At 61.9% G+C, this 23,160-nt stretch carries 20 protein-coding genes; 2 read left to right on the top strand and 18 right to left on the bottom strand.

What is annotated here, in order from left to right:
* Positions 1–8: 8 nt before the first annotated feature.
* From BHC62_RS16565 to BHC62_RS16550, 4 genes are all read right to left on the bottom strand, one after another.
* Positions 9–743 carry a hypothetical protein gene (locus BHC62_RS16565; protein WP_256324370.1) on the bottom strand — a complete coding sequence of 245 codons (735 nt, stop codon included), beginning with the start codon at positions 741–743 and terminating at the stop codon, positions 9–11.
* A gap of 31 nt (positions 744–774) precedes the next feature.
* Entirely contained in the window at positions 775–1,605 is an 831-nt protein-coding gene (locus BHC62_RS16560) for a DUF4123 domain-containing protein (RefSeq protein WP_070995548.1), read from the bottom strand.
* Positions 1,605–3,644 carry a type VI secretion system tip protein VgrG gene (locus tag BHC62_RS16555; RefSeq protein WP_070995547.1) on the bottom strand — a complete coding sequence of 680 codons (2,040 nt, stop codon included), beginning with the start codon at positions 3,642–3,644 and terminating at the stop codon, positions 1,605–1,607. The genes BHC62_RS16560 and BHC62_RS16555 overlap by 1 nt, the downstream gene beginning before the upstream one ends.
* Positions 3,645–3,941: 297 nt before the next feature.
* The gene (locus BHC62_RS16550) at positions 3,942–4,913 is read right to left on the bottom strand and encodes a diaminopimelate epimerase (protein WP_070995546.1); all 972 of its coding nucleotides are present in this window, start codon (positions 4,911–4,913) and stop codon (positions 3,942–3,944) included.
* 320 nt (positions 4,914–5,233) lie between these two features.
* On the opposite strand from BHC62_RS16550, the gene BHC62_RS16540 reads away from it, so the two are divergent.
* Positions 5,234–6,388 carry an MFS transporter gene (locus BHC62_RS16540; RefSeq protein ID WP_029296682.1) on the top strand — a complete coding sequence of 385 codons (1,155 nt, stop codon included), beginning with the start codon at positions 5,234–5,236 and terminating at the stop codon, positions 6,386–6,388.
* A gap of 10 nt (positions 6,389–6,398) precedes the next feature.
* On the opposite strand, the gene BHC62_RS16535 is transcribed toward BHC62_RS16540, so the two are convergent.
* From BHC62_RS16535 to BHC62_RS16490, 11 genes are all read right to left on the bottom strand, one after another.
* The gene (locus tag BHC62_RS16535; RefSeq protein WP_070995545.1) at positions 6,399–7,013 is read right to left on the bottom strand and encodes a type III secretion effector protein; all 615 of its coding nucleotides are present in this window, start codon (positions 7,011–7,013) and stop codon (positions 6,399–6,401) included.
* The gene (locus BHC62_RS28185; protein WP_143007543.1) at positions 7,003–7,350 is read right to left on the bottom strand and encodes a hypothetical protein; all 348 of its coding nucleotides are present in this window, start codon (positions 7,348–7,350) and stop codon (positions 7,003–7,005) included. Before BHC62_RS28185 ends, BHC62_RS16535 begins: the two co-directional genes overlap by 11 nt.
* A gap of 202 nt (positions 7,351–7,552) precedes the next feature.
* A complete protein-coding gene (locus tag BHC62_RS28990) occupies positions 7,553–7,870 on the bottom strand; it encodes a hypothetical protein (RefSeq protein WP_224791148.1) in 318 nt (105 codons plus the stop codon).
* A gap of 180 nt (positions 7,871–8,050) precedes the next feature.
* Complete coding sequence (locus tag BHC62_RS16525) at positions 8,051–8,737, bottom strand: hypothetical protein (RefSeq protein ID WP_256324369.1); 687 nt, start codon at positions 8,735–8,737, stop codon at positions 8,051–8,053.
* 679 nt (positions 8,738–9,416) lie between these two features.
* Positions 9,417–11,822, bottom strand: coding sequence for a TonB-dependent receptor (locus BHC62_RS16520; RefSeq protein WP_070995542.1), 2,406 nt, complete (start codon positions 11,820–11,822; stop codon positions 9,417–9,419).
* Between the two features lie 96 nt (positions 11,823–11,918).
* Positions 11,919–12,887: a FecR family protein gene (locus BHC62_RS16515; protein ID WP_070995569.1), complete on the bottom strand. Its 969-nt coding sequence runs from the start codon at positions 12,885–12,887 to the stop codon at positions 11,919–11,921.
* 32 nt (positions 12,888–12,919) lie between these two features.
* On the bottom strand, positions 12,920–13,420 hold the full coding sequence (locus BHC62_RS16510; protein WP_029296689.1) for a sigma-70 family RNA polymerase sigma factor: 501 nt from the start codon (positions 13,418–13,420) through the stop codon (positions 12,920–12,922).
* Between the two features lie 83 nt (positions 13,421–13,503).
* Positions 13,504–14,859, bottom strand: coding sequence for an MATE family efflux transporter (locus tag BHC62_RS16505; protein WP_029296693.1), 1,356 nt, complete (start codon positions 14,857–14,859; stop codon positions 13,504–13,506).
* 96 nt (positions 14,860–14,955) lie between these two features.
* Complete coding sequence (locus BHC62_RS16500) at positions 14,956–16,251, bottom strand: FAD-binding oxidoreductase (RefSeq protein WP_070995541.1); 1,296 nt, start codon at positions 16,249–16,251, stop codon at positions 14,956–14,958.
* A complete protein-coding gene (locus BHC62_RS16495; protein ID WP_070995540.1) occupies positions 16,248–17,336 on the bottom strand; it encodes a polyamine ABC transporter substrate-binding protein in 1,089 nt (362 codons plus the stop codon). Before BHC62_RS16495 ends, BHC62_RS16500 begins: the two co-directional genes overlap by 4 nt.
* Before the next feature lie 31 nt (positions 17,337–17,367).
* Positions 17,368–18,726, bottom strand: a complete 1,359-nt coding sequence (locus tag BHC62_RS16490) for a glutamine synthetase family protein (protein ID WP_029296698.1) — start codon at positions 18,724–18,726, stop codon at positions 17,368–17,370.
* 138 nt (positions 18,727–18,864) lie between these two features.
* On the opposite strand from BHC62_RS16490, the gene BHC62_RS16485 reads away from it, so the two are divergent.
* Positions 18,865–19,761, top strand: a complete 897-nt coding sequence (locus BHC62_RS16485) for a helix-turn-helix domain-containing protein (RefSeq protein ID WP_029296700.1) — start codon at positions 18,865–18,867, stop codon at positions 19,759–19,761.
* Between the two features lie 114 nt (positions 19,762–19,875).
* On the opposite strand, the gene BHC62_RS16480 is transcribed toward BHC62_RS16485, so the two are convergent.
* The 3 genes from BHC62_RS16480 to BHC62_RS16470 are packed head-to-tail and all read right to left on the bottom strand — an operon-like array spanning position 19,876 to position 22,999.
* A complete protein-coding gene (locus BHC62_RS16480; protein ID WP_070995539.1) occupies positions 19,876–20,979 on the bottom strand; it encodes an acetoin dehydrogenase dihydrolipoyllysine-residue acetyltransferase subunit in 1,104 nt (367 codons plus the stop codon).
* Positions 20,976–21,995, bottom strand: a complete 1,020-nt coding sequence (locus tag BHC62_RS16475; RefSeq protein WP_070995538.1) for an alpha-ketoacid dehydrogenase subunit beta — start codon at positions 21,993–21,995, stop codon at positions 20,976–20,978. The genes BHC62_RS16480 and BHC62_RS16475 overlap by 4 nt, the downstream gene beginning before the upstream one ends.
* A gap of 26 nt (positions 21,996–22,021) precedes the next feature.
* Complete coding sequence (locus tag BHC62_RS16470; protein WP_070995537.1) at positions 22,022–22,999, bottom strand: thiamine pyrophosphate-dependent dehydrogenase E1 component subunit alpha; 978 nt, start codon at positions 22,997–22,999, stop codon at positions 22,022–22,024.
* Between the last annotated feature and the right edge of the window lie 161 nt (positions 23,000–23,160).

Below are 23,160 nucleotides of genomic sequence, written 5' to 3'. Positions count from 1 at the left end.
GAATATCCTTATTCAGTGCAGGTTGGGTAAACATTGCATTCACGCCCGTCAGGCATCTTGAAAGACCTGAAAGGGGGAGCATCTTTCGCGCAAAAACCATATTGATCGTCCATGTTTTTCCCCAGACAACGCTTCCACCCGTGAGGGAAACGGATCCAGGTACTCCCCATATAAGGCCTCTCTTCGTCCGAAACTTCCATCACCAAGTTAAGTGTATTTCCGGGGAGTTGATCGTGTAGTACTACGCCACCTGCCCGTGTCTTCTGTAGTTGCCCTTCGTTGTCCAGTGAATTGCATTTAAGAATTTTCCTGATGGCATGCTGTGTTCCGAGGGTACGAAACAACCACTGACATCGCCCTTTCAACTCCAACGTCTCCAACCCAGGCGTCTCCCCTCCTGCCCGGTCCTGAATGTAGATCGCCGCAATATCCCCCCCGATATCCGTGTCCCGCGTTCCCCACCGTGCGTAAAAATCAAACTCCACACTGCGCAACACCAACGGGCAACCTTCTACCGTTTCAGTCAGCGGTAGGTCCTGGGTCACGCGGCTGGCTGCGGTGTTATACGCAACGCTGAAGACCTTGCGCTCTGGCCTCTTGCCTCGGCGTACTGGCAAGGTGCAGCTTTCGCCTGCGGCGGGGCTGTAGTTGGCCGCGCTTTTGAATCGAAAATTGGCCGGCAGGTCTACCTGCAAGGTAAAACGCTCTGCGGGCACACTTGCGCATCCCGCCAACCACGCCATGCCCACGACCAGTAACGCACCGCACGCCCGCCTACTCATGTTTTTCCCTCAAGGTGTGCCACTGCGCCAACACCCGTGCAAAGTGATCTCCCGGCGCCTCACCCGCCAACGGCTGCCAACGGATCACACTGGCCCCCGTCGCTTCCTCCAACCGGCGTACCACCAAGAACTCCAGTTGTTGCGCCCCGCGCCATTGCCAGGTGCGGGCCTGTTCCAGTACCTGGGCCAGCCATACCCTCGGGTCCTGGAATTCAGCCAATGCCGCGAGATCTTCACTGTGCTCAGCCAGCAGGTAGCGCAGAATATTGGCGTGCAGAATGGCCGAGGCCTGGGGGTTGGGAATGCTGAGCCATGGGGCGGGATCAGGTACCGGGTAATGGCCGGGCGCAGGGTTGCTGGCACTGCACCATTGGTCTTCATACCAGTAGCACACACTGATCAGCGGCCCGAGATAGGCTGGCCGTTGCGCTACCGGCAAGCAGGCAAGCGCTCGCGCCAAGGTGCGGTTGTCGTGGAACCGGTACAGGGCCTGCTTGCCCGGCGGCCCCACCAGCATCCGCGCGTGCCAATGCTCGATAACGCCACCCAAGTCTGTGTCGGGCAAGCTGCCCAGCCAGCCCCAGTTCGCCTGCGGGTGCTCCAGCAAGCTCACCAGCGCGGGTTCACCGAGTTGCTCCACCAGCAGGATCACCGGCCCTGCAGCCGCCAGCGCCGCCACTGCGCTGCCACCGTACACGCTAAGACATTGCGCCAGGTTGCGGGACGCTATCAACGGCAAGCGCGCATCGCTGCTTCCCTCGAGGACCAGACACAAGCGGCGCCCTGCCTGCTGCTGTTGGGCCATCCATTGGCCGGGCGACATCACGCGACCCTCCCGCGAATGTCACACATACCTTCGCGGCAGCGCTCGCACACTGGGCAAAAATCCGCATCCAGTTGCCTCGCCCTGTGCATGATTTCGCCCTGGATAACTGAAATAGAGGGAACACCCGCGGCGCGCGGAGGCGATGATGGGTTATCGCCCGGGCCCACGGGGTTGGCCGAGCGTGCGACCCCTGGCAAGCCACCCTGGGTGATGGGGCGACTGCTGAAAATTCCGCCGGCCTGGATCAGCAGGTGTTCGCCTCCCGCCTTGAAACTCAACTGCGCACCCGCGTCGATCACCAGGCTGGCGCCCGCCTTGAGATGGATCTGTTGCCCCGCCTCGATCACCAGGGCCTGGCCGATGTAGGCCTGGCTGTCGCCCTTTACCTGCAGGTGATCGCCGGCCCCGATCAGGACTTTGCGATTGCCGCGAACGTCGCGGTGTTCCTCGCTTTCCAGGTACGCCGTGCTCAGGCCGCGAATGGTTTCACGCCGCTCGCCCCCGACGTCCAGGTGGCAGTCATGCCCCACCTGTTGCTGCAGGTCCCGTTGGGCCCGCAGGTAAATGAGCTCCTTGCCCAGGTGGTCCTCCAGGTGCAGTTCGTTGGCGCCCGCGCCACCGGGGGAACTGCGGCTGCGCAATACACTGCGGGTCTTGTGTTGCGGTAACGGATAAGGGGGCAGATGCCGCGCATTGGGCAGGCAGCCATTGATCAAAGGCCGATCAGGATCGCCGTCCAGGAACGTCACCAGCACCTCCATGCCGACCCGGGGCGTCATGATCGCGCCAAAGCCGTCACCAGCCCACCCGGAGGCCACTCGCACCCAGCAACTGCTTTTATCACTCGTCTTGTCCAACCGATCCCAGTGAAACCGCACCTTCACCCGACCATAGGCATCACAGTGCACCTCCTCGCCCACCGGCCCCGTCACGGTGGCCGTCTGGCTACCAGTGATCGTCGGTTTGGGGTGCTTGAGCGCCGGGCGGTGGACCGCGCGCCAGGGTGTGGCGTTGAAGCGGTTGCGATATCCCTGGAACACTTCACTGCCCGGCATCGCCTCTTCCAGCACCTGTGGTTGATACCCCTCGTGACGCACTGAAGTCAGTAGCCACAAGTCATTGCAGGAGGGCTGCGGGTGATCGCTCAACGGCAGGAAATGGCCACTGCATAACGCCGGTTGATCACTCTTGCCCAAGGCCCGGTGATGGTCACGCTGATGGCGCTCCAGGCTGCGACGCGCCAGTTGCACGCCGCGTGCCTGCCCCGTAAAACCTGCGGGGTAGTGATAGTCCTCAAGCGGTAGCACCGATGGCGCCCCGGCTTGCGCTTGCAGGCGCCGCGCAGGGTGCTCGAAGTCATGATCACGACGCACGACCTGGCGGCTGCGGGTGGCCAGGCGCACATCGAAGCGCTGGATGCCCCGCGCCTCGGTGCTGGCCGGGCGATAACGCTGCACAGGCAAGCGGCGAAACACCGTCTGGTCATCACCAAATACCAGCACATGGGCGTGCGGGCTGTGGCGAAAGTGGTAGTGAATTCCCTCTTCTTCACACAGTCGCTGGATAAAGTGCAGGTCGGTTTCTGCGTATTGCACACAGAATGTACGTGGCGGATAGACCACCGGACCCAATTCGAAGGCATACGCGTCGGCCAGGATACCGTGGCGTTCGAGTACGGCCGCAATGATCTGCGGCACGCTGCGTTGTTGAAAGATGCACAGGTCACGGCGGTGTTCCAGCCACGCCAGGCGCGGTGCCAGGGTCAGACGATAACGGGTGAGCCGGGCCCCGGGGTCATCACGGCCGACTGCATACACCTGCCCATGCAGGCCTGCGCCCTCCTCGCCGAAGCCCAGGTAGGCCGGCTGGTGCAGCAATGTTTCCAGATCAAGGCCAGGGTTTTCGCTGACCAACTGCACCTCGATGAAGTAGGGCTGGTCAAGGGCTTCGCGGCCTTTGAATGCCAGGACTTGAAAGTCATTTTCCACACTTTGCAGGATAAATTTGAAACGTGACGAAACAAGCGCATTAACCATCCGTTGTTACCCGCCGTCCGCTATCTGATTGAAATACTCTCCCCCGCCAAGCTCAATCGCGCGGCCAAAGAAAGTGCCTGAACGCTCTAAAGATTAGCGAGATCCGCGAACATTCGGCACTTTGAAAATAAAAAAGAAGTTTCGTACGAACAAGGTGGAAGTCTCTTTTACAAAATGAGAAATCCGCAAAACAAATCATGCATTAATAACAAGAAATCACTTACGTAATACATCAGGCGATAACTAAACAATAAGGAAACAACTGACACTTATTTAAGCTACCGAATACTTGCGTCCTCAGCCTTGAAGCGTTGCGGCCCCGAACAGACTGACACTGAGCAACGTCCCGGCCTGAACATGCAAACGTACCGGCGCCGTGCCACCCGGCATCACCACCGCAACCTCCCCCGCCTCGACCCACCCCGCGCGCCATGCTGCACAGGCCACCGCGCTGGCACTGGTCCCGGAGGATGCCGTGGGGCCTTCGCCGCGCTCAAATACCCGGGCGATCACCCGATTGGCAGAATCGCGCGCGGCCCACTGCAGGTTGATCCCGGCAGCACAAGGCCGGCCATCACCTGCCGGCGGGGCAAAGGCAATCGCTTTCAAGGGCGCGAACAACCCCGGCTGATGCATTTGCCGATTGTCCGGCAAGGCCGATGCGTGCTCGACCAAGGTCACACAATGGGGGTTGCCGATACGCACAAACTCACTGCGTGCCCATTGCGGGTTGATCGCAGCCAGCGCACTCACATGGGCGGGCTCGTAGCTCGGCAACCCCACGGCCCCCACTGCCTGGGGCCCGAATGCTGGCTGGCCCAACGTCAACCAGAACCCCGCAACCTGCTGGTGGACCGCCGGCTCAACCCACGTCGCCACCGTTGAGGGGGCATCCGGTTTGTCATGGTGCACCCGCAGCTCACAGGCCCCAGTCATCAGCCCCGCGTCCGTCAGGGCCTGGGCAAAAATCGTCAAGCCATTGCCGCTGCGCTCGGCCAGGGAGCCATCGGTGTTGATGATCAGCAGGTCATACGGTGGCAATGCCTGAAACGGCCCGACCAGCAAACCATCGCAGCGATAGGCCTTGGCCTGGGCTGGACGCGGCGACGTGCCCCAGCCGCATTCGGACGCTATCGCCGACGCCGCCCACGCCTGGCGAGTGCTGGCGGCCAGGGCGGCGCTATCGGGCACGGCAATGCCCCGGCTGCGTAACAGGGCCGGGCTGGCCACACCGTAGATATTGCCGCGGGCGTCGTAGAACAGGGTCATGGGGTCATCCACCTCGGCATGGGAAAAGCGCCGGGTGATTGTGGGGAATATCGGCCCCGGATACCACCCGCCAAAGTGGCCTGGAAGGTGGTAATCCTCTGCAAGCAGCCTGGGGTTCACCGCCACTCCCAGGGATTACGCACCATCCAGGCCACCTCAAGCGAGCCCGGTAGCCTCTATGTGGCGCTCACCGGCAAAGTGTTCCATGTTGTAAAAAAAAAGTTCGCAGGGGCCACGGGAACCTGGCTCGCTCGATACGGCCTGATGTGCAAGGATGTCGCGCCGGACATCGTTCGCTGAACGCAAAATCAAGGACCTTCATGACTGCCATCCCCACTCCAGCGCCTGTGATTCCAGGACGTCTGGAACAAATGTCGACCCGCATCGCGTTTTTCATTGCCGGCTTTGGCATCGCGGCCTGGGCACCGCTGGTACCCTACGCCAAGGCCCGTGCCCAACTCAACGAAGGTACGCTGGGCCTGTTGCTGCTGTGCCTGGGGGTGGGGTCCATCATCGCCATGCCGGTAGCGGGCGCGCTGGCGTCACGCTTTGGTTGCCGACGCGTGCTCAGCGCCGGGACCATTCTCCTCTGCGTGGCTTTGCCGATGCTGGCTACCGTCAGCTCGATACCGTTGCTGATGGCGGGGTTGTTTCTGTTTGGTGCCGGCCTTGGCACGGTGGACTCCACCGTCAACCTGCAAGCCGTGATCGTAGAACGGGCCAGTGGCAAGACGATGATGTCGGGCTTCCATGGGCTGTTCAGCCTGGGCGGCATCGTGGGGGCGGCGGGCGTCAGCGCCTTGCTCGGCCTGGGCCTGTCACCGCTGTCGGCGACCCTGGTGGTGATCGTGATTACGCTGGCCGCACTGCTCAAGGCGGCCCCCCATTTGCTGCCCTACGGCAGTGAAAGTTCCGGCCCCGCCTTCGCCATCCCCCACGGCGTGGTGCTGTTTATCGGTTGCCTGTGTTTTATCGTGTTCCTGGCTGAAGGTGCCGTGCTCGACTGGAGCGCTGTGTTCCTCAGTGACGAACGCGGCCTCGACGAGGCCTATGCGGGCCTGGGCTATGCGGCGTTTGCCTTGACCATGACCATCGGGCGCCTGACCGGCGATGCAATTGTTCGTCGCCTGGGGGCCAAACGGGTGATCGTGATCGGTGGCTTGCTGGCCACCGCCGGCATGCTCCTGGCCACGCTGCTCCCGGCGTGGGAAACCGCACTGCTGGGCTATGCGCTGGTTGGCGCCGGCTGTTCGAATATCGTGCCGGTGCTGTACACCGCTGTCGGTAAGCAAACGGTCATGCCGGAGCACATTGCGGTGCCTGCCATCACCACCCTGGGTTATGCGGGCATTCTTGCGGGCCCGGCGCTGATCGGCTTTATCGCCCATGGCAGCAGCTTGAGCGTCGCCTTTGTGTTGATCGCCGTGCTCCTGCTGGGCGTGGCGATCAGCGGGAAAATCCTGCGGGTGTCATGAGTCCGGGGGGCTACTGGCTCTTGTTGTTTTCCAGCCAGCCGTCGAGGTCTTTGCTGCTCAACCACTCCTTCTGGTAGCGACTGCCATAAATGCGTCGCCAGCCAGAATGAATGCGCGCCAGTGAGTTCAATAGCCTGGGACGGTCCACCAGGTTTTTTGACATGTACACCAGCTGTTCGCTGTACATCTTTTTCGGCAGACCCGTGGCGGGGTCCCGGATAACCGTGCCTTGGGTGTCCGTTTCGTCCGGGTCCTTGCTGATTGAGACAAGCCTCTCGATCTGGACGAAGCCGACCTGCTCAAAAAAGTTCATGCGGTCCCGGGACCTGTCCCGAAGTTCATCAAATGCATCCCGGAATGCCTGCACCAGCTCGACATTGGTCTTGGCGTGAAAAGGGTCCGAGCTGAAGGCATTGGGGTCGCTGTTGCCGAACACTGCCTGCACGGCCTTTGACAGGCTTTGCCGCGTGATGACCCCTCGCTCATCGACAATCGCGTCGATCAACCGCGGGCGCTGGACAAGTGCCCTGGCCAGCAGGATGGCGTTGTTGCGTGCGGGTGTGTCGGTCATTTTTTCACTGGCGATTTGCCGCAGCGCCGACAGTTTCAATCCTTCATTTTTCATGAAATCTTTCCAGCACGGAAAAATGCTCACCCAGCGCCGTCACTAGCTGGCTATCAGGCAGTTGGGTAAAGGGGTTTACATCGGTTGCGCGCCCCAACGGCGTGTTTCTCAGCTCCTGATGATGCAGCGTGATCTCGTCGGGCGTGGCCCAGCGCAGGGGACGCCGGAAACCCGAAGAACGAATCGTACTGGGCAACGGCTGATTATCATCCTGCCAGCCACGGGGTGTGGTTTCGCTTGAAGCAGCATGAGCTTTTTGTTGTGCGTCATCCGGTATCGCATCATGGCGGCTCGTACTACCGGGCCGCAGGAGAGGTACCCCACCGTCAATTGCCATGTTTCATATCCACCTTTTCTAGACACCTACTCAGACCGGCTACCACCCTTGTCACTGCAATAGTGGCGCTCCAACAAACGCAAAGTATGTGGCCTGGCATCCACAATGGTTCCGGGGCGGCCGATCAATTTCGATGACTGCATGTAAACAACTGGCAGGACCTGGGGCAGCCTCAGTCCGTCTTTCGACACCCCAACGCGACCTATCTGGAAACACCCAGCAAGACCTTCAATGCACTGATCAATCCGGTTGTCGTGCCCGCCATTTCCGGCATCGGGGCAGCAGAGGTATGGGGGGCACAATGGGGAAGCAGGCCTTTGGCGAAATCATCCGCCGCCGGTGCCTTGAATGTGTACTGCCTGGGAAAGAACGTTTCTCGCAGGGCTTCAGCCCCCTCTTCGACAGGCTTGTGCTGAGCCTGGGCACCGAAGCGTCGACCCTGCTCGCCATTGTCACGGGTGGGTGCAAGAAGGGATTGCGGCAGACCGGGAGTTTGAGTTCCAAGTGACGTTGAAGTCATGTCAACACCCTCTCTTTGAGTGAAACCGTCGGCGTCATAAAGGCCGTCGAATACACGTTATGTGGCAAACAGCCCAAAACAGTTCCTGCCGATTGATACGGCACAGGCGCACCGGTAAAAGCCGCGCAGAGCCTGCGACCTTTCCCGCTGTTGGAACACCTGCGCAGTACCGATGGTTGACTAGGACATCAGTTGACGTAGCGTTTGTCGGCTAATCCGGCCGTCGTAGTGATGGCCTGCGATGTTGTCCATTTGTTGCAAGAGGCTCGACCGGCTGACGACTTCTTTCGCCAGGAGGATGAGTTGATCCCTCTGCGGGTTGCCTGTCAGAGGACGCTGGGCCAGGGCACGCAGATCAGCGACCTTGATGGTCTGGCTCCAGAACCCGCCCTTCAACTTGTTGAAGTTCTCCAGCATCGCACTGGCCAGTTGCTTGTCATCCTGGAACTTCAACGGATTGCTGGAACGTACAACATCGTTGATGTTCTGCCAGCTGAACCGGTTGTCCTGCACGCCCGTGCGCCCGTCGAGGTCCAGGGCGCCCATGAGCTCCGGCCGCTTCAGGATTTCCCTGGCCAGCCTGATGTTCTGATCCATGCCCGGATTGCCCGTCAACGGTCTTGCCGCCATGTTGCTCAAACTTTGCCGCGTCACGTAGCCCGGGTTTCTCGGGTCCGTGAATGCCTGGAATTTATCCAGCAGCTGTTGGGCCAACTGCTCATGGCTGCGCTTTGAATAGTGCGGATCGGGCTGCTGGGGAAACGGCCTTGGCGGCGGGCCTCCATGGATCGGATGAGGCCTTTGCGGCGGATGCCCGTGGCCCGGATGGGGCCTGTGCGGCAGATGCCCGTGACCCGGATGGGACATGTGCGGTGGATGCCCATGGCCCGGCTGAGGCCTGTGCGGCATGTGCCCGCAATGGGGCGGCCTGGCGGGGAAGAAAAACCCTTTCAAACGGCCGAAAACTCCCCGAGATGAGTCGTTCTGCCATGTGGAAGCCTGGCTGGCCCCCTGGTCGCGGGCCACCGCAGCGGCAGGCGCCAACGGTGGTGCCCCGGCGAACACCGGGCCCGACTTAGCCACAGGCGCGCTGAAACTCGGGCCACTGGAAGGCGACCCGATAACCGGAGCCTTTGCCTCTTTGGCGCTGGCCCCTTGAGGGGCCCCTTGACGTGTGTCGTCAGTGGGTAGATTGACAACTGGCTGATTGAACGCAGGTACCGACATAAATGTTCTCCAGTACGACTTGTTGACACGGTCCACCTCACGCACCCAAGCACCTCGACAACGCAGTTATCACAAGGCACCCGTGCACGGTGGGTTGATGGTGTGTGGCAGGCCTACGGAGTTCGGTTCCTGAAAGCGATGAAAGCCGCATAAAAAAGGTAGGAAATGCAACCCTCACCTCTTCAAGCTGCACAGAAGAATCGTCAGGTTTATACGCGGCGGTACAAGGAAAAACGCTGAAGTGCGTCAGCAGCCGTCTTGGATCAGCAGGCACATCGCCGCGGCTCGTTCGAGGCGCGGCGACGCAGCCGTCACCTGATCAGAAGCCCACGCTCGCCTGCACAAAGAACGTACGCGGCTCACCCAGGTAAATCCCGGCGTTGTTGTCGCTGGAACGGGTGTAGTGCTGCTGGTCGAACAGGTTTTTTACCCCCACGCCCAGTTTCAGGTTCGACAGTTGGGCGCCAAAGTCATAGCCACTGCGCACGTTGACCGACACATATCCCGGAATATCACCGTACTGGCCGTCAGCGGTCGGCTGGGTGATATAGGTGCTGGTGGTGCCGGGTGCGCGCTGGCCGGACTGAGCGTAGGCGTCCAGGTTGTGGGTCCAGTGATTGACCGCGTATCGCAGCCCCAGGGTCGCCACCTGGCGCGAATACAACGGCAGGTCACGGCCCTTGAACGCCACATCGCCCTCGGCAGTCGCCCTGGTGTAGGTGAAGCCGGCGTTGGCGCTCAAGCCCTCCAGGCGTGGGTCGAGATTGGACAGATCGTAGTGGGCCGAGGTTTCGATACCCGTGTGTTTGGTGGCGCCGAGGTTGGTCCAACCCACGTCATTGCTGACGTACTGCAGCTCATCGGAGAAGTCGATATAGAACAGCGTGACTTCGCCACCCCAGACCTCATCGTTGTAGCGGGTGCCGACCTCGTAGGTCTTGGCCTTTTCCGGTTGCAGGCCATTGGCTGTCTGGTCGCCGTTACCGCCCTGGCCCAATTGGAAATACTGCAGGCTGCCGAAGGACGTTTCGTAGTTGGCAAACAGTTTCCAGGCATCGGAGACGTGGTACATCACGCTCAGGGCCGGCAGCGGTTCGTTGTTCTTGATCTCGCGGTGCTTCTCCTGGGTACGCGTGCCGTTCAAGCCCACTACCGGGCGGTCGTGCCATTCGGTGCGGATGCTCTCAAAGCGGATACCTGGGGTGATCGTCCATTTGCCGACGTCGATTTTGTCGTCAATGTAGAACGCGTTGGCCTCGGTGCCACCGGTACGGTCCTGATAAACGTGGCCGTCATTTTGACCGACCGGGGTGGGGACGTTGTTGACCAGTCTCAGAGTGCTGGCCTGCTCGTGCATGCCTTCTTTCAGGTAGCGGTAGCCGACGCTGACTTCCTGGCTGGTCGGGCCCAGGTCAAACACATGGGACACCCGTGGCTCGATGCCAAAGGTGTAGTAGGTGCGAGGAAACGAACCGAGGGTCTGCTGGTCACGGCTGGCGATGTTGCTGCCACGAAAGCTGTCGGAGTAGTACGTCAGCACTTCCGCCTGGGTACGGTCGTCAACCTGGCGGATGTACTTGAACGACACATCCTTGCGCCGGCCGCTGAAGTTGTCCCAGTCGCGCACCGACTGATAAGGATTGGCGTCGAACTGCTGCTGGGTCAGGCCTCCCGGCATATCGGCCCGGGCGTCGTAGTAATGGAAGTTGAGTGTGAAGTCATCCTGATCGGTCGGTGCCCAGTGGGTCTTGAGGATCACATCGTCGATGTCGTTACCGTTGTTGCTGTCGCGATAACCGTTGCCATTGACCCCGGAATACAAGAGCGCCATGCCGATGCCGTTGTCTGCGGTCCCCCCGATAAAGGCATTGTCGACATGCTTCCAGCCGCCATGGGAAGAGGTTTGCAGGGTGGTGCCGACTTCGCCGGAAAAGGTCTCGGGGATCGCGCGGGTCACGAAGTTGATCACACCGCCAACGTTCTGCGGTCCATAACGCACGGAACCGGCGCCGCGTACTACATCGATGCTCTCCAGGTTGCCGGCGGAAATCGGCGCCATCGACAACTGCGGCTGGCCGTAGGGGGCGAACGCCGCGGGAATCCCGTCAATCAGCACGGTGGAACGCGGCGACAGGCGGGACGTCAGGCCGCGTACGCCGACGTTGAGGGAAATATCGCTGCCGCCGGTGCCGTTGGCTTCCTGCACCTGCACCCCGGGAACCCGGCGCAGCACGTCGCCGACGTTCATTGCGCCCTGCTCCACCATAGCTTCGCGGCGGATTACGGTACGCGCGCCGGGATGGTTCTGCACCACTTCGGCATTGGCGTCGCCCAGCCAATCGCCCACGACCTTGATCGCGGTGGCGCCCAATTCCAGGGGTGAACCGGCTTCACCGGTGCCCGTGGAGGCTGGATGCAACGTCACCGAGCCCGAGTCGATCTGATAGTCCAGGCCACTGCCTTGCAGCAGCTGGCGCAGGGCCTGTTCCGGCGACAGGTTGCCGTCGACGGCCTGGGCGTGTTTGCCGGCCACCATCTGCGGGCTGAAAAACACTTGCAGCGACGTTTGCTGGCCCAATTGGCTCAGCGCCGCGCCCAGGGGCTGGGCCTTGATATGAATGGCCTCGTCGGCGTAGGCCGCAGGCATGGCGGCAGTGACTGCCAAGGCCAGGGCAAGGGGGGCCCAACGGGAGGTTTTATTGTTGTTCGCAGCGAGTGTTTTCACGTCGTACCTAGTCCAGTGATGCCAAGAGAGCGCGTCGGTTAATGCAAACCAGTTGCAGTTGGACAAGAAGACGAAGAACTCGAAAAAAACCTGAACCTAGCGTGAAATTATTTCCTGGCTACCGTCAGGCAACGTGCGCAGGGCCACCGGCAGGATGTGCGGCAACGCCTTGAGCAAGGCATCGGTGTCGTTGGACTTGAACACGCTGGTCAGGCGCAACTCGCTGGCCGCAGTGTTGACCCGCAAGGGTTTTTCGCGGTAGCGCGAGACTTCCCGCGCCACCTCGGCCAGGCTGGCGTCGTTGAACACCAGCTTGCCGGTCTGCCAAGCCAGCAGGGCCTGGGCGTTGACCGGGTGGGCCGCCGCGACCGCGCCCTGATTGTCGATCGATGTACCCAGGCCCGCCGTCAGTGTGACCACCGGCTGCGCGGCATGCCCTTGCACCTTGACCGTTCCGGCCTCGACCACCACGCGGGTCTGGTCATCGTCGCGGCGCACATCAAACCGGGTACCGGTGACCGTCACCTGCCCTGCCCCAGCCTGCACCACGAACGGTCGGCTGCTGTCGTGCTCGACGCTGAACAGCGCTTCGCCTTGCTTGAGCTCAATCCCACGCTGGCCCTTTTCGTAGTGCACCGCCACCACGCTGCGGCTATTGAGGTCCATCAGCGAGCCGTCGGGCAACGCCACCTGGCGACGCTCACCCAACACCGTGCTGAACTGTGCGTCGTACACCGCCGGATGGTCCAGGCCGCTGAACAACCCCAGGCCCACGGCCACCGCCAGCACGCTCGCTGCCATGGCATAGCGCACCAGCGCACGGCGCTTGCGCGGTACAGGCGTCTCGACCAGAGCCTGCAAACGGTGCCTGGGCAGCAGGTCGGCGACGCTCCACAGCCCTTGCAGCACCTCGAATTCATACTGGTGCGCAGGATGCTCCCCACGCCAGGCGTCAAAAAGATGCTGGTCCTCAACGCTCAAGGGTGGGTCCTGCAAACGCACGAACCACTGCGCCGCCTCGTCACGCACCGTTGCGCTGCCACAGGCACACTCACGGGTATCCATCATGGAAGATCCTGTTTCAAAGCGGGCATTGGTCATGGGGCCAGCGCGTCCAGGCGGTCACGCAGATGCCGCAGGGTGCGGATCATATACTTTTCCACCATGTTTTTAGAAAGCCCCAGGCGCTCGGCGATTTCCTGCTGGGTCAGGCCCTCGATCTTTTGCCAGATGAAAATCTTGCGGCAATTGAGGGGCAATTCAGCCAGGGCCCGCTCGATGGAGTCCGCCAACTGCACGGCGTGCATGAAATGCTCCGGGTCGCCACTGTGCGACGCACTCGGTTCAAAGGCCTGCAACGCCACCGCGTCGTGCCGATCTGCACGGCGATAGGCATCCACCGCAATATTGCGCGCCGTCTGGTGCAAATAGGCACGCGGCTGCTCGACCAGCGCCGACTTGGACTCCAAGACCCGCACAAACGTGTCATGGGCCAGATCCTCGGCCTGTTGGCGATTGCGCAGGCGACGCGTCCAGGTCCCGACCAACTCTTCGTAGTACGCGAAAAAGCCTGGTCTGCGGGGCGGCTGGGGAGTCATCGGGGGTGCACTGGATAGGCGGGGCGTGAATAGTAATGCTTCCTATTAAGCAGAGCAATTGCTTGCCGTCGCCAATCCAGCTTCTAGACCAACCGCTTAATCTGCTTATGCCGCCACACCAACCGGTAATACGCGGTCTGCAAACCAAGCATCACCAAATAGGTCACCGGGAACGCCATCCACACCCCTTCCAGGCCGAAGCGTGCATTGAGCAGATACGCCACCGGCAGCTCCACGCCCAACACACAGAAGATCGAGATCGCCACCGGCATCAGGACCACGCCGCTGGCGCGCATGATCCCGCCTATCACCGCCTGGAAGCCAAACACCAGAATGCTCCAGAGCATGATGTGCAGCAGGTGTTCGGCCTGGACCCGCGCCTGGTCATCGGTGATGAACAGGCCCAGGAGCCAGTGGGACAAGGCGTAGCCGAGCAGGATCAGGCCACCGGTCAGGCACAGGTTGATCGCAAGCCCCGTGCGCAGGATCGGCCCGATGCGTTCCAGGCGCCCGGCGCCGATGGCCTGGGCGCCGAGGATCGAGGCGGTGATGGCAATCGACAGCGCCGGAAATTGCACGTAGTTGACGATCTGCGTGACCGCGCCATACGCCGCTGTGGCCTGGGAGCCGTGGCCATTGACCAGTGCCAGGATCACCAGCTCCGACAACGACAGCACCACCATCTGCAAGCCCGTGGGCAGGCCGATGCGCAGGACCTTGCCGAGGATCGCCCGGTCCAGGCGCAAGGCCGCCAGCAATAGGCGGTCCGGCGCCATCACATGGTTTTTGTGGCGCAGGCGCAGCACCAGAAACAACATGGCCACGGCATTCGCCGCCAGGCCGGCATAGGCCGCGCTCTGGATCCCCATGGGCGGCAGCCCGAGCCAGCCGCGGATCAGGGCCGGGGTCAGCAACAGGCCAACCACCGTCGAAACGATCAGCGCCAGCAGCGGTGACACCGTATCGCTCACGCCCCGCAGCAGCTGGGTGTAGAGAATGAACACCAGCAACAACGGCATGATCAGCATCATCACCTGGGCATAGCCGACCGCGTCGTCCAGTACATCCAACGGCGTGCCCAAAGCTTGCATCGCCGGACGCGCGAACAGGCTGCCGAGCACAGCAGCGATCAGCCCGATCAACGCGCCCAGGGTCAGGGTCGCGCCGGTGATGACCTTGACCAACGCCGTTTCGCCCGCGCCCCAGGCCTGGCCGATCAGCACCGAAGCGCCCGCCCCGAGGCCGATCACCAGGGCGATAAAAAAGAACACGATGGGAAACATCCCCGACACCGCCGCCAGCGCCTGGGTGCCGAGCATCTGCCCAACATAGATACCGTTGAGGGTGCCGGAAAAACTCTGCAGGAAGTTGGACAGCACCATCGGCGCAAGGAAGAACAGGTAGACCTGCCACAGCGGGCGTTGCAAAGGGTTCTGCATGAAAAGCGGGGCCTCGGATTTACACAGCGACCGAGGGTTTATAGCGTATTGGATCCGATCATGCTGTGTTTTAAACCGCCCTCCCGCTCACAAGCCCTAGCCCAGCATTTCCCGCAGCCGGTACCACAACATGCCCAGCGCCAGTAAAGGCGAGCGCAAGGCCTTGCCGCCCGGGAACGTCATATGTGGCACCCGGCTGAAGGTCTCCAGGCCCTGGCTGTGGCCGGTATGGATCGCTTCGGCCAGCAGCCGCGCGCACCAGTGGGTGACATTAAGCCCATGCCCCGAATAGCCCTGGGCGTAAAACACGTTGGGGTACTGTTGCAACCGACCGACCTGGGGAAAGCGATTGGCGGTAATACCAATCTTGCCGCCCCATTGGAACTCGATGGCGGTAGTGGCCAACTGTGGAAACACCTTGAGCATTTTCGGGCGCATATAAGCGGCGATATCCACCGGGTCGCGCCCTGAGTAATGACAGGCACCTCCGAACAGCAACCGACGGTCCGCCGAGAGCCGGTAATAGTCCAGGCCGACTTTCTGGTCGCACAGCGCCAGGTTCTGCGGGATCAGTTCATCGGCAAGCGCGGCCGGCAACGGCTCGGTAGCGATGATATAGCTGCCGGCCGGCAGCACCTTGCCGCTCAGGCGTGGCTCCAGTTCCTCGAGGTGTGCATTGCACGCCAATACCAGGCTGGCAGCCCGCACAGTGCCGCTGGCGCAGCGCACCTGCACGGTGTCGCCATGGCTCAGTTGCAGCGCTGGGCTCTGCTCGAAAATCCGCACGCCCAGCGCCTCGGCCACGCGGGCCTCGCCCAACACCAGGTTGAGCGGATGCAAGTGGCCCGAGCCCATGTCCACCAAACCACCGGCGTACCGCTCAGAGCCGACCACCTGCGCCATATCCTGCGCCGCCACCAGCCGGGTTTCAGGCTTATAACCCAGAGCAGCCAGGCTTTGCTGCTCGCCCTTGAACGCGGCAAATTGCGCCGGCGTATTGGCCAACTCACAAAAGCCCCAGCGCAGGTCGCAGTCGATTCCATGCTCACGGATACGCTCACCCACCAACGCCACCGAATCGATCCCGGCCCGTTGCAGGTATCGCACGCCTTCCTCGCCCACATGCCGGGCAAAGCCCGAGACATCATGGCCGATCCCCCGGATCAACTGCCCACCATTGCGCCCACTGGCGCCCCAACCAATACGCCGGGCTTCCAGGAGGATCACCGAAAGGCCGCGCTGGGCCAGTTCGATGGCGGTGTTGACGCCGGTAAAGCCGCCGCCGATCACACACACATCGGCACTCAAGTCCTCGGCCAGCGCTGGGCGTTGGGGCATGGCATTGGCCGAAGCCAGGTAATAGGAGCGGGCGTGGTCTTGGGACTGGTTCATCGGTTGGACTTCACTTTGCTCCAGGCGCGGGTCATCACACGCATGATGGCCGGGCTGGGAGTGGTGGAAATGTACAGTTTGTCGAGCACCTCCTGGGGCGGGTACACCTCGGGATTATTCACCAGTTCCGGTGCCATGAAGGCCTTCGCCGCCAGGTTGGGATTGGCGTAGCCGACATAGGTGCTGACCTTGGCAATGACCTCGGGGTCCAGCAGGTAGTTGATAAACGCGTGGGCCTCTTTCGGGTTGGTGGCGTCTGCGGGAATCGCCAGCAGGTCGAACCACAGGTTGCTGCCCTCCTTGGGGATCGAATAGGCGATGTTCACCCCGTTCTTGGCTTCCTTGGCGCGGTTGGCCGCCTGGAACACATCACCGGAGTAGCCGAAGGCCACGCAGATATCACCATTGGCCAGGTCCGAGATGTACTTGGATGAATGGAAATAGGTGATGTACGGGCGCAGGGTCAGCAACTTGGCCTCGGCCTTTTCATAGTCGCCGACCTTCTCGCTGCGCGGGTCCATGCCCAGGTAGTTGAGGATCGCCGGGAACGCTTCATCCGCCGAATCCAGGAACGCCACGCCGCATTGCTGCAGCTTCCTCAGGTTCTCGGGCTCGAACATCACTGCCCAAGAGTCGATGTGGTCGATGCCCAGCACCTGCTTGACCTTGTCGACGTTGTAGCCGATGCCATTGGTGCCCCACAGGTACGGCACCGCATGCGCATTGCCGGGGTCGTTCTGCTCCAGCAGCTTGAGTAGCTTGGGGTCCAGGTTCGGGTAGTCGGGCAATTGCGCGCGGTCCAGCTTGAGGAACGCCCCGGCCTTTACCTGGCGCCCCAAAAAGTGATTGGACGGCACCACCACGTCATACCCGGTACGCCCCGCCAGCAGCTTGCCCTCCAGGGTTTCATTGGAGTCGAACACGTCGTAGACCACCTTGATCCCGGTCTTGGCCTGGAAGTCGGCCAGGGTGGTCTCGCCGATGTAATCGGTCCAGTTGTAGACACTGACCGTCGGTGCGGCGTGGCTGGCGTTGCTGAACACTGCGGCCAGGGCCAACGGGAGAAGCTGTTTGACGAGACGCATATCGACACCTTTTTTATGGTTGGTGGTGGAGTCAGACACTCAGCAGCAGGAACTCACGCTCCCAGGAGCTGATCACCCGTTTGAAATTCTCATGCTCGGCACGTTTCACCGCGACGTACCCCCGCACAAACTTGTCCCCCAGGTACTGCTTGACCGTGTCGCAGGCTTCCATGCGCGCCAGGGCATCTTCGATGGTGATTGGCAGGCGCAGGTTGCGGCGTTCATAAGCGCGGCCTTCCACCGGCGCGCTTGGCTGAATCTTTTCGATCATTCCCAGGTAGCCGCACAGCAGGCTGGCGGCGATGGCCAGGTAGGGGTTGGCATCGGCCCCCGGCAGGCGGTTTTCGACGCGCATCGCGTCGGGGCTGGAGGTCGGCACGCGCAGGCCGACGGTGCGGTTTTCTTCGCCCCACTCCACGTTGACCGGCGCCGAGGTGTCGGGCAGGAAGCGGCGGAACGAGTTGACGTTGGGCGCGAACATCGGCAGCAGCATCGGGATGTATTTCTGCAGCCCGCCAATGTGCTGCAAGAACAGCTGGCTCATCTGCCCGCAAGCGTCGACAAACACCGGTTGGCCGGTGGCGATATCCACCACGCTCTGGTGCAGGTGCATGGCGCTGCCCGGCTCGTCGGCCACAGGCTTGGCCATAAAGGTCGCGGCCACATTGTGCTTGAGCGCCGCTTCGCGCAGGGTGCGCTTGAACACGGTGATCTGGTCGGCCAGGTCGAGGGCGTCGCCGTGGCGGAAGTTGATTTCCATCTGCGCCGGGCCGTCTTCGTGGATCAGCGTATCGAGGTCCAGGCCCTGGGCTTCGCACCAGTCATAGACATCTTCAAACAGCGGGTCGAACTCGTTGGCCGCGTCGATGGAGAACGACTGGCGCCCGGTCTCGGCACGCCCGGAACGGCCCACCGGGGTTTTCAGCGGCAGGTCCGGGTCTTCGCAGCGCTGGGTCAGGTAAAATTCCATTTCCGGCGCGACAATGGGCTGCCAGCCCTGGTCCGTATACAGCTGCAGGACCTTTTTCAGCACGTTGCGCGGCGACAGTTCGATGGGGTTGCCCTGTTTATCGAAGGTGTCGTGGATCACGATGGCGGTGGGTTCGATGGCCCACGGCACCACGTAGGTGGCGTTGGCCACCGGGCGGCAGATCATGTCGATATCGGCCGGGTCCAGCAGGTCGTAATAGATATCGTCGTCGACAAAGTCCCCGGTTACCGTTTGCAGCAACACACTTTCCGGCAGGCGCATGCCGCGCTCATGCAGGAACTTGTTGGTGGGCGCGATCTTGCCGCGGGCAATGCCCGTCAGGTCGCTGATCACGCATTCGACTTCGGTAATCTTGTGTTCTTTCAGCCAGGTGGACAGCTGATCGAAAGGGGCATTCATAAAGACCTCGGCATGGGTTGGATGCGGCGCCCAGTTGTACTCCCGGCGCATTGAGGTCTATCTTGGGCCAGCCTTCGAAGGGCATCTATCCACTTTGCACGAACCACAACGCACCAATAGAGTGCGCACGGATCACCCATGACACAGGCAACAGCTTTGCGCGTACAGGCCTTCACCACCGGTGATGTGGCCGCTCAATGCAGTGCAACACCCGGTTGGGTGCAGCAGTACCAACAGATGTCCCCAGGGCATTTTGCCGGGCAGGTGCGCTACCTCGACCTGCAGGGTGTGCAGGTGTACGAAGAGTGCATGAATACCCGTGTCGAGCAGCACTTCAACGCGCCCCCGGGCTCACTCGCCTTCTGTTTCGACGGCAGCGACAACGCGCTGTATCTGCTCAATGGCGAAAGCCGCAATACCTGGATCACCCCGGAAAACTACCGTGAAGTGGCGGTGGTGTTCGGCCCGCAATTTGTGCAGCGCCATGGCCTGGATGTGGCCAGCCTCGAAAGTTTGTTCATGGCCCCGTTGACCTGCCAGCAAAACGCGCTGTTCAGTCGCTGGCTCAGTGGCACCCTGACGCGCCTGGCCTGTGCGGTCGACCCGATCAGCCGCGACGCCCTCACCCGGCAACTGCTGGACGATTGCCTGTTTATTCTCGACAACGCCTGTGTCTGCCTGGACCGCCACTCATTGCAGCGACGCGGCGCAGAACGCCAGTTGATGGCACGCATTGGCGAGTGGGCGGCAGATGCGCCGGATGAAACGGTCAACCTGCTGCAACTGGCGCAGATTGCCGGTGTGCCGCTGCGGCAGTTGCAGCAGGGCTTCAAGACCTACACCGGGATGAGCCCGGCACAATGGCTGCGCCTGCGCCGATTGAACGGCGCGCGGCGCGAGTTGTTGAGTTCAGCCACCACCACGGTGGCCGAGGTGGCGATGAATTGGTCGTTCTGGCACCTGGGGCGGTTTTCCAATAGCTACCGGGCGCTGTTCAAGGAACTGCCCAGCGAAACCCTCAAGCGTCATGGTTGATAAACGGTCAACCCTGTGGGAGCGGGCTTGCTCGCGAAAGCGGTGAGTCAGGCAATGAATGTCTGACTGACCCACCGTATTCGCGAGCAAGCCCGCTCACACATTTGATTGCTATCAGGCTTGAGATTTGAGGAAGAGACTCAGCAACTGATTCACTTGCTCCGCCGCCTCCAACTGCACCATATGCCCCTGCCCCGGCAAGACCTCCACCTGGGCCTGCAACCCCTGGGCATGCCGCACCGGGATGATGGCATCGTCACTGCCCCAGATCACCATGCTCGGCTGCTGCCCTACCACCGCGCGCAAATCCAGCATCTGCCGCCCACCATCGAACAGCTTGGCATTGAGTTGGCGCAGCGCCTGATCCACTCCTTCCAACCGTTTGAACTTGAGCATGTCTTCAAGCATCTGCCGCGTGACCAATGCCGGGTCACTGAACAGTTGCACCAACTGCGGCTTGAGCGCGTTGCGGTTATTGGCCTCGGTGAATCCCTGCAGGTAATCGCCGTTGATATCCGCGCCCAGGCCGGCGCTGGCGATCAGCACCACGGACGCTACGCGCTCCGGCGCCTGGCTCGCCACCGTCAGCGAAACCAGCCCGCCCATGGAGTGCCCAGCCAGGTGCACGCGTTCGAGGTTGAGGTGATCGAGCAACGCCAGCACCGCCTGGCTCAATTCCTCGGCATCGCCATTGTGCAAGTGCTTGCCCGATTCGCCATGCCCCGGCAGGTCCAGGGCAATCACCCGGCGCTCGGCGGCCAGGGCCGGATGGTTGAACAGCCAGTTGTTCAAGTCGCCACCAAAACCATGGATCAGCACCAGCGGCGTGCCGCCCTCGCCGAGGTCGAGATAACGCAGCAGGCGCCCATCCAGCTCGACCTTCTGCGCGCTCGGCCCCGACGCCTGCGCCTCGGCGCTGCTGGAGACAAAGCCGGCATTGAAGCTGTCGATCACCGCATCGATCTCTGCCTCCGTGGCTTCGCCTTCTACCACAATGCCCAGCAACGCGCCGACCGCCAATGTCTCATCGCTCTGCGCCAGCACCCGGCGCAGCACGCCACTGAACGGCGCCTCGACGCTGCTGGAGATTTTGTCGGTCTCCACGTCGAGCACTTCCTCGCCCTTCTCCACCCGGTCGCCCGGCTGCTTGAGCCAGACATCGACCCGGCCTTCGGTCATCGACAAGCCCCACTTGGGCATGGTCAAGGTATGGATCATGCCGCAGTCCTCTTGTCAGCGATCTTGCGCACAGCGGCCTCGATCTTCGCCGCATTGGGGATGTACAGGTCTTCCAGGGCATCGGAAAACGGCACCGGGGTATGCGGCGCGGTGACCATCTCGATCGGCGCGCGCAGAAACGAAAAACCACGCTGGGCCACCAGGGCGCTGATGTCCGTGGCGATGGAGCAGCGCGGGTTGGACTCGTCGATCACCACCAGGCGCCCGGTTTTCTCCACGCTTTCAAGGATGCTGTCTTCATCCAGTGGGCTGGTGGTGCGCAGGTCCAGCACCTCGCAGTCGATACCCTGGCGCGCCAGGTTGGCCGCGGCTTCCAGGGCGATATGCAGCATGCGCCCGTAGGTCACCAGGGTCACGTCGTTGCCTTCGCGTACAAAGTTGGCCTCGCCAAATGGCACGGTGTACAGCTCCTCCGGCACTTCGCCTTGCAGGCTGTAGAGCATCTTGTGTTCGAGGAAGATCACCGGGTCGTTGTCGCGGATCGCCTGGATCAGCATGCCCTTGGCGTCATAGGGCGTGGCCGGGCACACCACCTTCAGGCCAGGGATGTGCGTCCACATCGAGGTGAGCATCTGCGAATGCTGGGCCGCGGCACGCAGGCCGGCGCCGTACATGGCGCGCACAACCAGGGGCGTGGTGGTCTTGCCGCCGAACATGTAGCGGAACTTGGCGGCCTGGTTGAGCAACTGGTCAAGGCAGCAGCCGATAAAGTCGACGAACATCAACTCGCACACCGGGCGCATGCCCCGGGTGGCGGCGCCAACGGCCATGCCCACGTAACCGACTTCAGACAGCGGCGCATCCAGCACGCGCTCGGGAAACTCCGGGTACAGGCCCTTGGTCACCCCCAGCACACCGCCCCAGGCATCCTGCTCACCCGGGGCGCCGGTGCCGCCGGACACGTCCTGGCCGATGATAAAAACGCTCTTGTCGCGGCGCATTTCCTGGGCCAGGGCTTCGTTGATTGCCTGCTGATAACTGATTTTGCGAGCCATAAAATTCTCTCCGGGTCTTGTTGTTATTAGCGGTAGGCGACGTAGACATCGCTGAGCAGGTCGGCGGCCTGGGGCTTGGGATCGGACTTGGCCAGGCGCACGGCGTCGTCGATCAACTGCGCGACTTCCCCGTCGATACGCTCGAACTGCGCCGCGTCCAGCCAGCCTTCGGCGCTGCAGCGCTGGCGAAACAGCGCCAGGCAGTCCTGGGTTTCGCGCAGGTTTTTCACTTCATCGCGGCCGCGATAGGTTTGCGCGTCGCCTTCAAAGTGGCCGTAGAAGCGGTGCAGCTTGACCTCGACCAGGGTCGGCCCCTCGCCCTGGCGCGCCCGCTGCACCGCCACGCCCAACGCTGCGTGGACGGCAAAGAAGTCATTGCCATCGACGATCACCCCCGGCATGCCAAAACCCACGGCGCGCTCGGCAATGTCCTTGCACGCCACCGACCAGCCGGAACCGGTCGCTTCCGCGTAGCCGTTGTTCTCGGCGACAAACAGGCACGGCAACTTCATGATCGCGGCCAGGTTCATCGCCTCGAATACCGCGCCCTCGTTGGAACCGCCGTCGCCAAAAAACGCCACGGCCACGCCCTGGCTGCCCTTGAGCTTGGACGCCAACGCCGCGCCGGCCGCCAACGGTGCGCCGGCACCGACAATGCCGTTGGCGCCGAGCATGCCCTTCTCCTGGTCGGCAATGTGCATGGAGCCACCCTTGCCGCCACAGACCCCGGTTTTCTTGCCGTAGATCTCGGCCATCATGCCGAACACATCCACGCCCTTGGCGATGCAGTGGCCGTGGCCACGGTGGTTGGAGGCGATGCAATCTTCATCGTTGAGATGGGCCATGACCCCGGCGGCGCAAGCCTCCTGGCCGGCATACAGGTGCACGAAGCCGGGGATCTCGCCGGTGGCGAATTCCACGTGCAGGCGTTCTTCAAAATCACGGATGGTGCGCATCACGGTATAGGCATGCAGCAGTTGATCAGTGGACAGGTGAGTGGACATCTTGTTGTTCTCCAGGTTGTCTCGACACACAAAAGGCTGGCTGCGGCCAGCTGCAACCTGTTCAGCACAGCCTGTGCCAAGGCGCGGCAAAACCTGGCAAAGCCTTGATCCAGAGCAGTGCCGTGCGGTTGTGCCGCTGCGGCATGCCACCGCACAATGAG

It is taken from the genome of Pseudomonas sp. 06C 126 (assembly GCF_001855215.1).
Classification (GTDB): domain Bacteria; phylum Pseudomonadota; class Gammaproteobacteria; order Pseudomonadales; family Pseudomonadaceae; genus Aquipseudomonas; species Aquipseudomonas proteolytica.
Note: the sequence above shows the minus strand (reverse complement) of the source record. Positions and strands in the feature narration are given on the sequence as shown.